13 protein-coding genes are annotated in these 14,127 nt (G+C 40.8%); 5 read left to right on the top strand and 8 right to left on the bottom strand.

Features of this window, described 5'->3' with window-relative positions; all coding sequences use genetic code 11:
• The 4 genes from BV455_RS16955 to BV455_RS16940 all read right to left on the bottom strand — a co-directional run bounded on the left by BV455_RS16955 (nt 1) and on the right by BV455_RS16940 (nt 4,428).
• Entirely contained in the window at nt 1–1,506 is a 1,506-nt protein-coding gene (locus BV455_RS16955) for an acetaldehyde dehydrogenase (acetylating) (RefSeq protein WP_218687440.1), read from the bottom strand.
• 3 nt (nt 1,507–1,509) lie between these two features.
• Nucleotides 1,510–1,896: a BMC domain-containing protein gene (locus BV455_RS16950; protein ID WP_061579887.1), complete on the bottom strand. Its 387-nt coding sequence runs from the start codon at nt 1,894–1,896 to the stop codon at nt 1,510–1,512.
• Nucleotides 1,897–1,914: 18 nt separating this feature from the next.
• A complete protein-coding gene (eutL, locus tag BV455_RS16945; RefSeq protein ID WP_026078524.1) occupies nt 1,915–2,568 on the bottom strand; it encodes an ethanolamine utilization microcompartment protein EutL in 654 nt (217 codons plus the stop codon).
• Nucleotides 2,569–3,027: 459 nt separating this feature from the next.
• Complete coding sequence (locus BV455_RS16940) at nt 3,028–4,428, bottom strand: APC family permease (RefSeq protein ID WP_218687439.1); 1,401 nt, start codon at nt 4,426–4,428, stop codon at nt 3,028–3,030.
• 387 nt (nt 4,429–4,815) lie between these two features.
• Between BV455_RS16940 and BV455_RS16935 the strand changes: the two genes are divergently transcribed.
• A complete protein-coding gene (locus BV455_RS16935) occupies nt 4,816–5,940 on the top strand; it encodes an NAD(P)/FAD-dependent oxidoreductase (RefSeq protein WP_218688065.1) in 1,125 nt (374 codons plus the stop codon).
• A 413-nt stretch (nt 5,941–6,353) separates the two neighbouring features.
• Here BV455_RS16935 and BV455_RS16930 read toward each other — a convergent pair whose 3' ends face one another.
• The 4 genes from BV455_RS16930 to BV455_RS16915 all read right to left on the bottom strand — a co-directional run bounded on the left by BV455_RS16930 (nt 6,354) and on the right by BV455_RS16915 (nt 8,875).
• The gene (locus BV455_RS16930; RefSeq protein WP_218688064.1) at nt 6,354–7,532 is read right to left on the bottom strand and encodes a TIGR04053 family radical SAM/SPASM domain-containing protein; all 1,179 of its coding nucleotides are present in this window, start codon (nt 7,530–7,532) and stop codon (nt 6,354–6,356) included.
• A gap of 250 nt (nt 7,533–7,782) precedes the next feature.
• Nucleotides 7,783–8,127, bottom strand: a complete 345-nt coding sequence (locus BV455_RS16925; RefSeq protein ID WP_017435952.1) for a hypothetical protein — start codon at nt 8,125–8,127, stop codon at nt 7,783–7,785.
• A gap of 28 nt (nt 8,128–8,155) precedes the next feature.
• The gene (locus BV455_RS16920; RefSeq protein WP_218687438.1) at nt 8,156–8,413 is read right to left on the bottom strand and encodes a hypothetical protein; all 258 of its coding nucleotides are present in this window, start codon (nt 8,411–8,413) and stop codon (nt 8,156–8,158) included.
• A gap of 21 nt (nt 8,414–8,434) precedes the next feature.
• Nucleotides 8,435–8,875, bottom strand: a complete 441-nt coding sequence (locus BV455_RS16915) for a hypothetical protein (RefSeq protein WP_218687437.1) — start codon at nt 8,873–8,875, stop codon at nt 8,435–8,437.
• A gap of 1,390 nt (nt 8,876–10,265) precedes the next feature.
• Between BV455_RS16915 and BV455_RS16905 the strand changes: the two genes are divergently transcribed.
• The 4 genes from BV455_RS16905 to BV455_RS16890 all read left to right on the top strand — a co-directional run bounded on the left by BV455_RS16905 (nt 10,266) and on the right by BV455_RS16890 (nt 13,964).
• On the top strand, nt 10,266–10,664 hold the full coding sequence (locus BV455_RS16905; RefSeq protein WP_245005292.1) for a DUF1097 domain-containing protein: 399 nt from the start codon (nt 10,266–10,268) through the stop codon (nt 10,662–10,664).
• A gap of 98 nt (nt 10,665–10,762) precedes the next feature.
• Nucleotides 10,763–11,971, top strand: coding sequence for an FAD-dependent oxidoreductase (locus tag BV455_RS16900; protein WP_218687436.1), 1,209 nt, complete (start codon nt 10,763–10,765; stop codon nt 11,969–11,971).
• A gap of 9 nt (nt 11,972–11,980) precedes the next feature.
• A complete protein-coding gene (gene preA / locus BV455_RS16895) occupies nt 11,981–13,249 on the top strand; it encodes an NAD-dependent dihydropyrimidine dehydrogenase subunit PreA (protein WP_245005291.1) in 1,269 nt (422 codons plus the stop codon).
• Nucleotides 13,250–13,622: 373 nt separating this feature from the next.
• Nucleotides 13,623–13,964: a hypothetical protein gene (locus tag BV455_RS16890; RefSeq protein WP_042411184.1), complete on the top strand. Its 342-nt coding sequence runs from the start codon at nt 13,623–13,625 to the stop codon at nt 13,962–13,964.
• Nucleotides 13,965–14,127 lie beyond the last annotated feature (163 nt).

Here is a 14,127-nt window from a genome sequence, read left to right as displayed (position 1 = left end):
TTATTTCATTTCTGCAAGGATTCTCTTAACAATCTCCGTAATCTCTTCCCTGCTGATTGTTAAATTCCCACCTTGATCTATAGAAACGTTCTTTCCCGTTTCGGAAACATCTGTTATTTTTACTGACTGCAAAGTTTCGCTCTTTGTAGTGTTGTTCATTTCCCTTATGCCAAATGCCACTCGTTTTACATTCATCAAATGCTGCGGTCCAATATTATCAGACGTAATATTGTTTCCGTAAGAGCCACATCCAAGAGTCAGAGATGGAAAAATTCCTGTTGTTGCTCCTATTCCGCCAAATGTCGTTCCAGAGTTTACCACAATTCTTGAAGCCGGTTGCTTTAACGCAAATGCTTTGATTACTGCATGATCTTGACAATGAATCCCTAATGTATGCCCCAATCCGCCTGTCTCTAATAATCTAATACAGACATCGCATCCTTCCTCCCAGCCATCTACTGTATACAAAGCTAAGATAGGGGATAGTTTTTCAATTGCAAAAGGGATATTTTTTCCAATTTCTTTTTCTTCTCCAACTAAAACTTTTACCTCTGTAGGAATAGATAAACCTGCCATCTTACCGATTGCTTGAGGTGATTTCCCAACAATTTTTGGATTTAAACTTCCTTCTGTGAGTATTATAGATTCTACTCTCTCTTTTTCCGTTTCCGACAATAGATACGCACCGTATTTTTTGAGTTTATCCATAAAAGCTTGTTTTATCTCTCTTTCTACGACAACCGCCTGTTCTGAAGCACAAATGGTACCGTAATCAAATGCTTTGCTTTCAATGATATGCCGTGCCGCTTGGTCTAAATCAGCGCTTGTATGGACATACACAGGAACATTTCCTGGCCCCACTCCGTAGGCAGGCTTCCCAGAACTATAAGCTGCCTTCACCATTCCGGGCCCACCAGTTGCAAGAATTACATCTGTTAATTTATGTGACATTAGTTCTCTCGTTCCCGGCAAAGATGGATATTCCATACACTGAATAATATTTTTTGGTGCTCCAGCATCTTGTGCAGCTTTTGCCATGATCTTCGCAGCTTCTAATGAACACTTCAGCGCTGAAGGATGAGGACTGAAAACAATTGCATTTCGTGCTTTTACCGCAATAAGAGATTTAAAGATGATGGTAGACGTCGGATTGGTGGAAGGAACGACTCCAGCGATAACACCGACTGGCTCCGCTATTTCCCAAACTTGTTTATTTTCATCAGTACCTATAATTCCAACGGTTTTCATATCTTTAATAGCCGCATATACTTCTTTCGCTGCAAAAAGATTTTTTGTCGTTTTATCTGTTTCATTACCAAATCCAGTTTCTTCTGTAGCCATTCGTGCTAAAAAGCTCGCATGTTTTTCCGCCTCTAAAGCCATATTTTCCACAATTCGATCAATCTGTTCCTGCGACAATTCTGCTAGTTTTTTCTGTGCTTCTCTAGCTCTTTGGAGAAGATTGCGTGCTTCCTGAACCGATAGTAAATCAAAATCTGCCATCATCGTTTAACAATCACCTCCTTGATCGACATTAATACTTGATTCTTCTGATAATCGACTGTTTTCTATATTCTCGCTTTTCATTTTTTTCTTTCTTTCCCGTTTTTTTATTGGGTTTCCAATCAAATGACGAATAACATTTTCATCAGGACGAGGGATCACATAAGAAGCACGGTACTCTCCAATCTCCTTCGCTTTCTGCACCCCTGCTGAAACAGCTTCCTTTACAGATGCTACATCACCGATAAAATAGACCGTTACAATCCCTGCATCAGGTTTCTGGTATGTAACAATCCGAATATCAGCTGCTTTTACAGCTTCATCAGCCGCAGCAATTAGCGAAGTCAACCCTATTGTTTCAATCATACCAAGTGCATAATAAGAATTTTTCATTGTAACGATCCCTCTTTTCTAAAAAGATTTATGAGGGTGCCGAGCAACATTTTGCACTGCCTCCGCAAAAGCTTGTGCAGCTGCTGTACATGCAGATTGGCTTCCAGTTAATAATCCGCCTCCAAAATTTGTTTCAGTCGGGGGCGCATACAATTCGCAAATTTTCACGTCAGATGCCTTTAATGCTGCATCTAACCCATACATCGCTTCAAGAGGGGGCGCTATTAAGTAAGCTAATGGCTCACCCGGTTGAATCCCTGCAATTTTGGATAAGTAACTGCCCGTTCTCGATATTGTGTACGCATAATACGCGTGACTTCCTTCCTCATTTAATGAATAAAAACATGGTCCATTTTCAATCATTTCAAATACTGCTTCTAATCCACTCTTTACATCAGAAGGATTTTCTCCCCCCAAAATTCCAATAAACTCACCAGAGAGCGGACCCGATGCGTGAGCAGAACCTGCATAGAAGGATTTCGCATACACTACTTCTACCGCTGCCTTTTTGGTCGCTTCATCTAGGGCAGTATAGCCAACATCATCAATCGTTAATGTAACTAAGGCAAGACTTCTTATATGGGTTGCTAAATTTAATTTGTTTGCTAAACCAGGATCAACATTGGAGATGATTCGACTCGCTAGCACTTTTGCCCGAATTGGCTCTCCTATCACAATATTTTCACCTCCCCAAAACAAAAAGGTGCCCTGTGCAGAGAAAAAAGCTCTACACATTTAGGCACCTTTGCCTGTGATTATGAACTTGTAAAAATACTCATTTTGTTTGATCATATTTTTCTCATAATTAATGTTATTTACATATCCTCATCTTGTCAATATATTTTTTGAATAATACGAAAATAGCAAAAATATTTTACATAAATTGTCATAACGATAATTACGTGACAAATTTTGTACGATTAATTTCAAGCTGTATTTGTGGAGGGCGCCTGAAAAAACAAGGGAACATAATGCTATAGCAAAATCCTAACTATACTTGAGCAAATGCACTAAATATAAATTTACAATCAAACAAAAAAAGGCGAACAGTGGCAGGCACTGTTCGCCATTCATAATGGAGCATGAATATACAATATCATCCCGATAAATTTTTTGACAATGAAACGGATATTAACTCACTTTTTCCAAGGTTACCTTTTTTTCTTTGGTCCCTATTCGATAAAACCAAACGCCTAAAATAGTAAAAAATATAGGTCCAACAACAAGTGGTGCATATTGTGAAACGGTCGTATCAGGAGCAGGGATCAAGGTTAATACGATTGTCCCTATAACAGATATTAATCCAATACTTGCCATCAAATAGGCTAATTTATTATTCTTTACTTGGAACGGTCTGACTGTTGCATGGTCTGTCCTACGCAGCTTGATATAAGCACAAATTAAAAAGATATAAGGAATAAAAAAGGCAAGAGTGGCCATAAGGACCAGCATATTCAATGCTTTAGATACAGTCGGAACAAACCCAGAAAGCAGTAATATAATGGATACGCCTGCGGCTTGCCAAAGAATAAGGTTTGCGGGCATATCTTGTTTATTCGTTTTTGTTAGAACTCTAGGTAGAACCGTCTTTCCACTTTCATAGAACATGACACTTGGATTCAAAATTAAAAATGACAATGCACCCACCGTTGAAACGACAAAACATATGCCAAGAATCTGCGATAATTGAAACGGTAAATGGAACTGTTTAGTGATCTGATCAGCAAATAAGTATAAAGCCGTTGCCGTTTGATCTGGTTTGATATGAATAACAAATTGAAAAGCGATTGTACCAAGAATATAAATGGCTCCAATAATCACTGAACTAATCCAAATAGCTTTGGGAAATGTTTTTTGCGGATTTTTTACATCTCCTGCTATAGTTCCAAGCGTTTCCATACCTGCAAAGGCAAACATCAAGGTGGACAAAAACATCACCGTATCCAATGAAACATTATTAGGTGTAACCGTCCGTGCTGTAAATTCGGTTGCTGAATGATGTCCACTTAGAATACTGGCAAACCCAAATCCGAAAATTAAGATGACTGGCACAACTACTCCAAGCGGGGTTCCGAGTGCCGCCAGCTTCTCGCTCATTTGCGTACCACGCAATGTTAACAACGTAATAACCCAGAAAATAGTAAGTGATATCATCGTCGTTAACCATGTGTTTTGGATAATTTGCTGTTGATTAATTGCATAAGCAATATTGACCGTTATTCCGAGCAAGAGGGATGGATAATAAGTGAAATTCGCAATCCAATAAAACCAGCTGCTTAAAAAGCTTGCTTTTTTTCCAAAAGCGCGGTTTACCCACGCACTTACTCCTCCCTGTTGAGGATAAGTCGTCGATAACTCCGCAACGATCAAGCTAATCGGAATAAAAAATAGCAATGCAGCTAAAATCCAAAAAAGAATAGCAGATGGTCCAACTGTCGCAGCAAAAGGAATATTTTTTAAACCTAATATTGTATTGATACTAATGATAGTTAATCCGAATACACCGAGCTTCTTTTTCTCTGTAGATTCCATTACTGTTTATCCCCCTAATAATGGATTAATATGGAAAGATATAATTATAATACATACATAAGAATAATTATTCAACTAACTTTATTAAAATAATATTTTTTAATTAATTATGATTGTTTTGTTAATTTTTATATAGGGATGTCCTTTGGCTTTTCTGTAAGAGCGGATGAACTCCCTCATTTTGAACACATTCCATTTTTTAGGTTATTCTTCAAATTTCTTGTTTTTTCTTGGCAAGAAGATACCCGAACTTCTTTCATCGAACATTGATAGGCACTGTTCGCTAAGGTGTCCCCCTTAGAAATGAACTCTCGTTTCTTTTCGCAAATGCTTCATTATGTGCTATTCTTAATGATGGAAAAAGAAAAAACAGAAAAGGTGTTTTTTATGAAATCATACATAGTCGTTGGAGGCGGAATTTTAGGAGCGTCTACCGCTTATCACTTAGCAAAAGAAGGAGCGAAGGTAACATTAGTAGATAGAGGTGACAAAGGCCAAGCAACGGATGCCGCGGCTGGAATTGTTTGTCCATGGGTTTCCCAGCGCCGAAATAAGCTTTGGTATCGTTTAGCGAAAGGCGGAGCGAGATTTTATCCTGCTTTAATAGAAGAACTTAGATCCTATGGTGAAACGGAAACGGGATATGAGCGTGTAGGAGCAATCTGTCTCCATACAGATGAAGAAAAGCTGCAAAAGATAGAGGAAAGAGCATTACAACGTCGTGAAGACGCACCGGAAATGGGCGAAATTACGCGGCTGTCTCCGAAGGAAACAAAAGCGCTATTTCCGCCATTAGCAAAGGGGTATAGCTCCATTCATGTCAGCGGCGCCGCCCGCGTCAATGGAAGAGCACTTCGCGACTCTTTAGTTAAGGCAGCTCAAAAGCTTGGGGCTACTTATATCAGAGGAAACGCAACACTTATCCATGAAGGTGCTCGGGTCATCGGTGTTGAAGTCGAAGGAAGACAATATGCAGGAGATGCAGTCATTGCAACGGCTGGCGCGTGGTCAAAAGAGCTGCTTCTACCGTTAGGCATTGAATTTTTAGTGGTGCCGCAAAAAGCACAAATCGTCCATCTTGAAAGACCAGAACAGGATACAGACAACTGGCCCGTTGTCATGCCGCCAAGTAATCAATATCTCCTTGCCTTTCAAAATGGCCGTATCGTTGTCGGCGCAACTCATGAGGATGAGGCTGGCTTCGATTGCAGAATAACGGCTGGCGGTTTGCACGAAGTATTAGACAAAGCCTTAACCGTAGCTCCAGGGCTGGCAAATTGTACTCATCTTGAAACAAGAGTTGGTTTTCGTCCATACACTCCTAGGTTTCTTCCGGTCTTTGGAGCGCTTCCAGGTTTTAAAGGCATCTATGTGGCCAACGGATTAGGCGCATCCGGACTGACAGCTGGTCCTTACTTAGGTTCTGAACTGGCCAAGCTCGTGCTCGGAAAACCAACAGAATTAGACCCTCTTGACTATGATGTCGCTGGCGCCATTAAAAAAATAGAATAAAACCCCCGAAGTCGATAAGAGTCGTGCTCGAATCCCCCTCTCGCCTATATTGGCATCATGTAGAGGGGGCTTTTTAAAGGAAGTTTGGTGTTTTCGTATTGCATATCAACGATGCAGTCGCGACAACACCCCGTTCAAACACGCAATCGTAATTCGTTTTCGATCCAGATGGCTAAACAACTGCTTAAACATAAAATCCATTTTCAAATCGAGTTTGTCATGAGGATTCATCCTTTTGGGGATTTTTTTGAGGAAATATAGAGAATTTACTTTTATTAAAGTGAATATTAAGATACTTAAACAGAATTTTCCGATAAAAATAGAAAGAGAGCCGAGTGATTTTTTGGAGTATTACGGGCTCTCCTTTTCGACATACTTCAAAGCGTGCCAGGCACTGTTCTAGGGAAAAACGGTTAGCTCAGGGGCGCATTTTCCTTCTTCCTCATTGCCATCGGGATATACACACAGAATGGTTCGCTTTCCATATAATCTCCTGTAACCGCGTACGCTCTGGAGCGGGAACCGCCGCAAATATAACGAAACTCGCAAACGCCGCATTTTCCTTTGTAGTTTTCAGGCTGGCGCAAGTCTTTAAATACCTTTGACTCTCGATAAATTTTCGAAAGCGGGGTTTCGCGAACGTTTCCGCATACAATCGGAAGCAGGCCGCTTGGCATGACATCGCCAATGTGGGAAACGAATACGAATCCATTCCCATCGTTAACTCCTTTAGGAGCGCGCTTCAAGCCATCGATCGTTGAGGCTTTATCAGTTGTAATCGTATCCTCATAACGAATTTCACCGTTTTCAATTTTATGCTCGCGCATTTTTTGCTGTAGAACTACACGTCTATAATGCTGTGCTGCGGTTGTTTTAATATCATATGGCGCTGTTTTGCTTAGTTCATATAGCCAGCGAAACACTTTTTCGTGCTCGGCGGGGGTAATGCAGTCATTGATCTGCCCTCTTCCAGTCGGAACAAGCAGAAAGATGTACCACATGACCGCTTTCAAATCAGCAACCAATTTCGCCATTTCCTCTAAATGGCCATAATTGTAACGTGAAATGACCGTGTTAATTTGCAGCGGCATGTTCAATTCGTTTAAGTATTTTATTTTTTCGATTGTAAGTTCAAATGAGCCAGGTGTTCTGCGGAAACGGTCATGAATTTCCGGTATTGGCCCATCAAGGCTAAAAGCCCAGCGCGAAAGTCCCACTTGTTTAGCCTTCTCCATTTTTTCTTTCGTCACATTCGGGGTGGCGCTTGGTGTGATGGAGACGCGCATGCCTTTTTTAATGGCATAATCCGCCAGTTCAAAAAGGTCTTCCCGCATCATGCAATCGCCGCCAGTGAAAACAAGCATCGGATTATTCATTTCGTAAATGTCATCAATCAGCTTGATGCCTTCTTCATGAGTTAATTCCCTTGGATCCGGAACAGGCTGCGCATCGGCGCGGCAGTGAACGCATTTAAGCTGGCATGCTCTTGTTACTTCCCAAATGACGATAAATGGGTTCACATTATAATCTATATCCCCCATCTCTTGCCTGCAGGAATTCCCGATTTGATGTGGATGTCCATTTCCATGCATTTTCATCACCAAACTTTATTTTCTTGCCATAATGTTTTTACAAGTTCATTATAATCTTGTTCGCTTTTTTCGCATGAAAAGTTTGTTACAATACTTGTAACATTCCTATTCCCAAATAATCGCCGCGAAAAATTCTGCACAAACGGAACATCGTTTTAAGATGAGGAAACTTACATTATCTTAGTAAAGCGGTTAAGCAAATAAAAACCCCAGACGAGTAATTACTCGTTTGGGGTGGGCTATAGGAGTATCAATCATCGCCGTACATAAGGTCATCTAACAACTCATTTTGAGCTTGAATTTCTTTAAATCTGTTTAACCTGTTCATTAAATACTTTATAGAAACTTCCTTATCACTCGACATTTCCTCTTCGTAAATTTTTATCTTCACTCCATTATTTGTTAAATCAGTAATAAGTTTCTCAAGTTTAGCGTCATCATCCTCATTTTTGAATAAGTCACATTCAAAAATGGGACTACTATTCTCTATTCTATTTTTTATATCACCAAGACCTAAGTTAGTATATTTTTTTACCATTGCTAAATGCTTTGTTTGAACAGTATTTTTGTCTAGTAATACTAGTATTTTTGACAATTAATTAACCTCCTTTCAATATCAACGATTAAAAATCATTTAGAATTGAATCGTTTATTGGTCTCCCAGGAAGACTATCTCGATAATTACCACCATGCCAACGATACAAGTGTTCTCTAAAAGTAACTGGATAAATAATTTCCCCTTTGTCAGCTACTTGTGGATACTTAGAAGCACTATATGTATGATGACCAATTATAGGCTTACCATTGTGTTTTGGTATATTTCCATTCAAAATGTCTTTGATTTGTTCGGGTGTCCAATTTCTAGTTGAATTACCGTTCATTACCCGAACTTTTTCTTGTTCTCAAAAATTATCTACACCCCTATCCCTTCTTCGTTTAAACCTCTTATTCCATTCTAATTGTTTCCATTCCTCTCGTGTTATTGTTCTATTTTTGACCTTTTCATTTAATATCTTCATTTTCTTACTACCCATAATCTTATACGGTGTTTCCCTTGGGGTTAAATCAAGATTTTTTGCTCTTTCTGCTATGATATCAGCCTCATTTTTTACTAATCTATCACCTATAGCATTCCCGTTATTCACCACTCCATCCGCCGCTTTACTCATCGAAAAGCGCACAGAGCTGGTGGCTTCTTCCGCGGTCTCCTGTATTCCTGCTCTTGATACTGGTCCTATCCCGACAAATGACGGCTGCAGTTGGACAGAGAGAACGTTATCAAGAAGATCCTCCCATTGCTTCTTGATCGAGCGGATCGTTTGGGTAATCGGCGCTTTTACCACTCTGTCCCTGATAGGACTTCAGGCAATCGACCATCGTCTCGTAGGCCTTGTGTTTCAATTCCCATAAAGACGCCATCTTGATTTCCTCTCCCCCATTTACACACTATTTAAATGGTAAAACAAGGAAAATGAGGATAAATCATGATATATTCCTGTTTTGCCAAATGACAATCAGGACTTTTTCCTTATTGATGATTCCGCTATGTGAAACATGTCAAAGTACCTTCGAAAATTGTCTTAGTTTAATACAACTCGATCAATCATGTTGTACAAACCGATGATACATGATGGAAAATTGCGCAAAAATATGGAACAACTATTCAAGCGATTGTTGATGCGAACACATTAGATTCAAACAAACATTTGTATATCAGAAAAATTAACGATCGCAACAGAGTAATTAGTCTATCTGAAAAAAATTTCAATATTCGTTAGGTTATACCGAATTTATCGAATCGCACCGTTTCGGTACCAAAATGGCACCAACCATCACTTGAGCGCTATTTGGAGTGCCTGCTATAAACAACAAAAAGCTTGAAACCCTTGATAGACAAGGATTTCAAGCTTCCCTTAGAGATGATTCCGACTAGGCTCGAACCAGCGGCCTCCCCCTGTCAAGGCACGGACCGAAAAAACTATTATCCCAGCGTGATTTCATAAGTCGCCGACAAATCCTCAAACGTAAACGTCGGGGTGTACGTCAAGTCAATGTGTACTTGGTATCCTCTGCAACGTCAAAATACACTTTGCCGTTGATTTTGTTCCCGCGTTGATGTTTTCGTTCATGAAGGCATCGTCATCCCCAAGTACTCCGAATATTGTGTGCCGTCCGCCGCAGCGATGGACAATTCCTCGGAACCGAAATACCATTGCTCTTCCCCATTGTTTACAACTTCGAACTCGATGGCGAGTACCTTTTTGCCCGATCTGATTGAATAGTAGCTTTAGATGGATTAAGGTTTTATTTCATTTGAGCTTTTTTTATCAAAATTCACCCCATTTTCACACCCATTTTTGTATTCCCGACAGTGAAATTTTTTATAAAAAACGTGAAATATTTCACATTTTTTATGAATAAAATGTGAAATGTCTCACAAAAGAAAAAATTTATGCTATAATGATTCGTGTGAATTAGTAAAAATTTTCCTTTCGAATGGATTTCACAGCACATTTTCATCACTTGTAAAACGATTTCTACCTTTTTCTTAGAGATATTCAATTCGTTCTTGGATATCCATCGGGCGAATTTCGTCTAAGCGGCGAGCAACATTTTTTAACATGATGCCATAAATACTTAACAGGAAAGGAGTTAAAAAATGAAATGTCTAGCGTACTCACCACCGGATTGTTGTGCGGATTGTGGGCCCTGTTAGCTCCATCTCTTGGGTTGATGACCTGGGCTGGGTTTGCCGGATGCACCACTTTTTTTGCAGTCGGCACGGGTGGTAGCAAGGGAATGGTAAAAGCGATGCTTTGCAACATCACGGGCGTCGGCTGCGGCATGCTGATACTCTGGCTGTCGGCTGCGCTGGAAATTCCCTACAGTGCAGCGATTTTTAGCGGGATCATCACCGTTGTCATGTGTTTGGCGGGAAAACTGCCGCTTATCAATTACACACCCGGAATCTTTATTGGTTGTTTTTCGACATTCGCTGCCAATGGCAATTGGCAAGTTCTGTTGCTTTCACTGTTAAGTGGGGCAGTGCTCGGATTCCTATGCGCCAAGCTTTCAGAAGAATTTTCGCACTGGTATCAGAAGCTGTCAGCGAAACAACGCAGTTTGACTTAAGAAAAGTAGATTCATAAAAACAATGGAGGTCACTCAAGCCGTTTGTACAAATGAGGTCATTAATAAAAATTACATATAAAAATGGGAGGGGTATCATCATGAATCAAAATCTGGCTATAGAATACGAACCAGAACAAATCGAAGCTTTTGATGTCCGCAGAGCAATGGAGGAAGCTTCACGGTGTTTACTTTGTGAAGACGCGCCATGCAGTAAAGGTTGTCCGGCCGGTACGGATCCGGCAAAATTCATCCGCAGCATCCGTTTTCGAAATATAAATGGAGCTGCCGAAACCATCCGTGAAAATAATATTCTCGGTGCCAGCTGTGCCCTCATTTGTCCTTATGAAAGGCTTTGCGAACAGGCATGCAGCCGCTGTGGAATCGATCGGCCGATTCAGATTGGAAAGCTGCAACAGTTCGCTATGGAACATGAAAGAAAATACAATAAGACCTATCTGACAAAAGAAGATACCTATACCGGAAAACGTGTTGCCTGCATCGGAGCAGGCCCGGCAAGTCTTTCGTGTGCTGCAGAGCTTGCCAAGAAGGGTGTCGAAGTAACCATTTTTGATGAGCATAAAAAACCAGGCGGCATGCTCCGCTATGGAATTCCTCCATTTCGTCTGCCGGATGCGGTGATTGATCAGGATATTAGTCAGCTGGAAAAACTCGGGGTCAAGTTTGAACTCAATCACAAAGTCACGCCTGAAGAACTGGAGCAACTAAAGAAAGAATACGACTCCGTCTTTGTCGGTGCGGGATTGTGGAAGCCGAAGAAGCTGCCTATTCCGGGATCCGATCTTCAGGGAGTTGTTACTGCCCTAGAATTTTTGGCTCGAGCAAGAGAAAACCATGGAGAGATGGCACCCCTTGGTCATGTTGTCATTATTGGCGGCGGAGACGTTGCCATGGACTGCGCGGCAACCTGCAAATATCTTGGTACCGCTTCCATATACGATGTTTTCATTGAAACCTTGGAGGGTGCGCCTGCCGTTCAGAGAGAAAAAGACTATGTTTTTAAAATAGGCATTCCATTGATTTCTGAATTTAAACCGATAGAATTTATCGGCAATGGAAAAGTGGAACGCGTGAAGTTTGAGCACATGACCAATGGATCGACCATGGAATTAGTTGCAGATACCGTCATTTTGGCGGTTGGGCAAACAACGCGGGAAGATGCAGCATCCTGGAAAGAATCAGAGGACATCTTCACCGGCGGAGATATGGTAAATGGCGGAGACACTGTTGTTCGGGCTGTCAAAGAAGGCAAAGAAGCGGCCGCAAAAATTATGGAATCTTTCAAATAGGAGGTAGGAATGATGATGAAAAAAGATTTATCGATTGATTTCGTAGGTGTACATTGCGAAAATCCATTCTTTTTGTCATCCTCTCCCGTGTGCAACAACGCAGAGATGGTTGCCAAGGCATTTGATGCAGGATGGGGCGGCATCTTTTATAAAACCGTTGGCATCAAAGCGATGGACGAGTGCTCTCCGAGATTCGATATTTTAACTAAAGAGTCTACGCCGTGGGCTGGCTTTAAAAATATGGAGCAGATTTCGGAAATGACAATGGAACAGAACATAGAAGAAATCAGGAAGCTTAAAAAGAATTATCCAAACAAAGTGGTCGGAGTCAGCATCATGGGATCCAACGAAGAGGAATGGATTACACTTGCCAAGGCTGTTACCGAAGCTGGAGCGGATATCCTCGAACTGAATTTTTCATGCCCGCAAATGACAAGCCATGCCATGGGTTCAGACGTTGGTCAAAATCCGGAACTTGTACGTAAGTACTGTAAAGCTGTAGTCGAAAACACCCATCTTCCTGTTGTCGCGAAAATGACACCAAATATTACCCGAATGGAAGAGCCGGCAATTGCAGCGGTTCAGGGCGGTGCCCATGGCATCTCCGCCATTAATACGATCAAAAGCATTACGAACATTGATTTGGACAATCTTACGGGACGGCCTGTCGTCAATGGCAAGTCATCCATTTCGGGTTATTCCGGTAAGGCGGTTAAACCCATTGCCCTGCGTTTTATCGCAGAGCTGGCAAAGTGCGAAGAATTGAAATCGGTGCATCTTAGCGGCATTGGCGGTATTGAGACATGGCAGGATGCGCTGGAATTCATCCTTCTTGGCTGCCGAAATGTCCAAGTGACCACCGCTGTCATGCAGTATGGTTACCGTATTGTGGAAGACTTAATCAGTGGAATCAGCCATTTCATGGATGAGCGTGGCGTGAATAAGCTGGATGATCTGGTTGGTCTTGCATTGAACAACATCGTTCCTGCTGAAGAACTGGATCGATCCTTTAAGATCATACCAAAAATTGATGAAGATAAGTGCGTAGGATGTGGAAGATGTTACGTATCCTGCTTCGACGGCGCACATCAGGCAATCGTATGGGACAGTGAAACGAGAAAGCCAAGAATCCTCGAAGACCATTGTGTAGGCTGTCATCTGTGCCTGAATGTCTGTCCGGTTTATGATTGCATCACACCAGGAAAAGTGGTCTTTAAAGAAGGCAGAGCCAACAACAGAACTGCGGAAGATATTGTGCAACAAGTGGTTTATCAATAATTTATCAATAATACGAAGTTTCAGAAAAGAGAAAGGCCTGACAGAAGCGGCCTTTCTCTTTTTCTTCGACCAGAATGTATAGGTTTTCGGAAATGACGTTTTCTGTCAATCAGCAACAAGCGTTTCTTCATCGTCGAGCCTTCTATCGATTCTCCATCGTAGGATACATTATCCAAACGTTTACTAAATCATTAAGCTTTTACAAAAAAATAAATCAATATTTTGCAACTGTTTGTGGTTTTTATTGATAGTTCCCACCTAAAATAAATCATAAATGAAATGACAATGTAATTTTTCAGTAAACGGGGTGTAAAAAAGTTGCGTTAAAATGAGGAAGGGACAAACTATATATAGAAGGCGGGAAGGTGTTTTCATGGATGAAATGACGAAACAATCATACATACAGAAATCCCTTGAAGAATGGAAGGAAGATATATCTGAAGTATTGAGCCAGATTAATCAAGAATATGAGGAAGTCAAACAAGAGTTAAGAGTTTACGCGTATAAATACAGCATTACAAAGCAAGTGATTCAGTCGACAGTGAACGAAGAAATCATTAAAACGATTCGCCAGCGTTACCATATACCATTTGAAGAGAAATATGAAAAACTGAAAGAAGCTATTCGTGATTTAGAAGAGAAAAGACGTGTTTTCCAAATGTTTGTAGATAAAATTGACGAAGTAACCCGGAAGGAAACGGCAAAGCCTGTGTGACATATAATATATATGAAACTTTTGAACACCTCATCAATTTTTATCTCGGCGGACTTTCCAATCCAAAATCGTAGCCACAATGGAAATTCCTATATTTATAAAGTTGATGTACAAACCGGATGCGGTACATTTACAAGAAAGAGTCAACAATACAGTTGGCTCT

It is taken from the genome of Parageobacillus caldoxylosilyticus (assembly GCF_019272935.1).
Lineage (GTDB): Bacteria > Bacillota > Bacilli > Bacillales > Anoxybacillaceae > Saccharococcus > Saccharococcus caldoxylosilyticus.
This window is presented reverse-complemented; position numbering and strand designations above follow the sequence as displayed.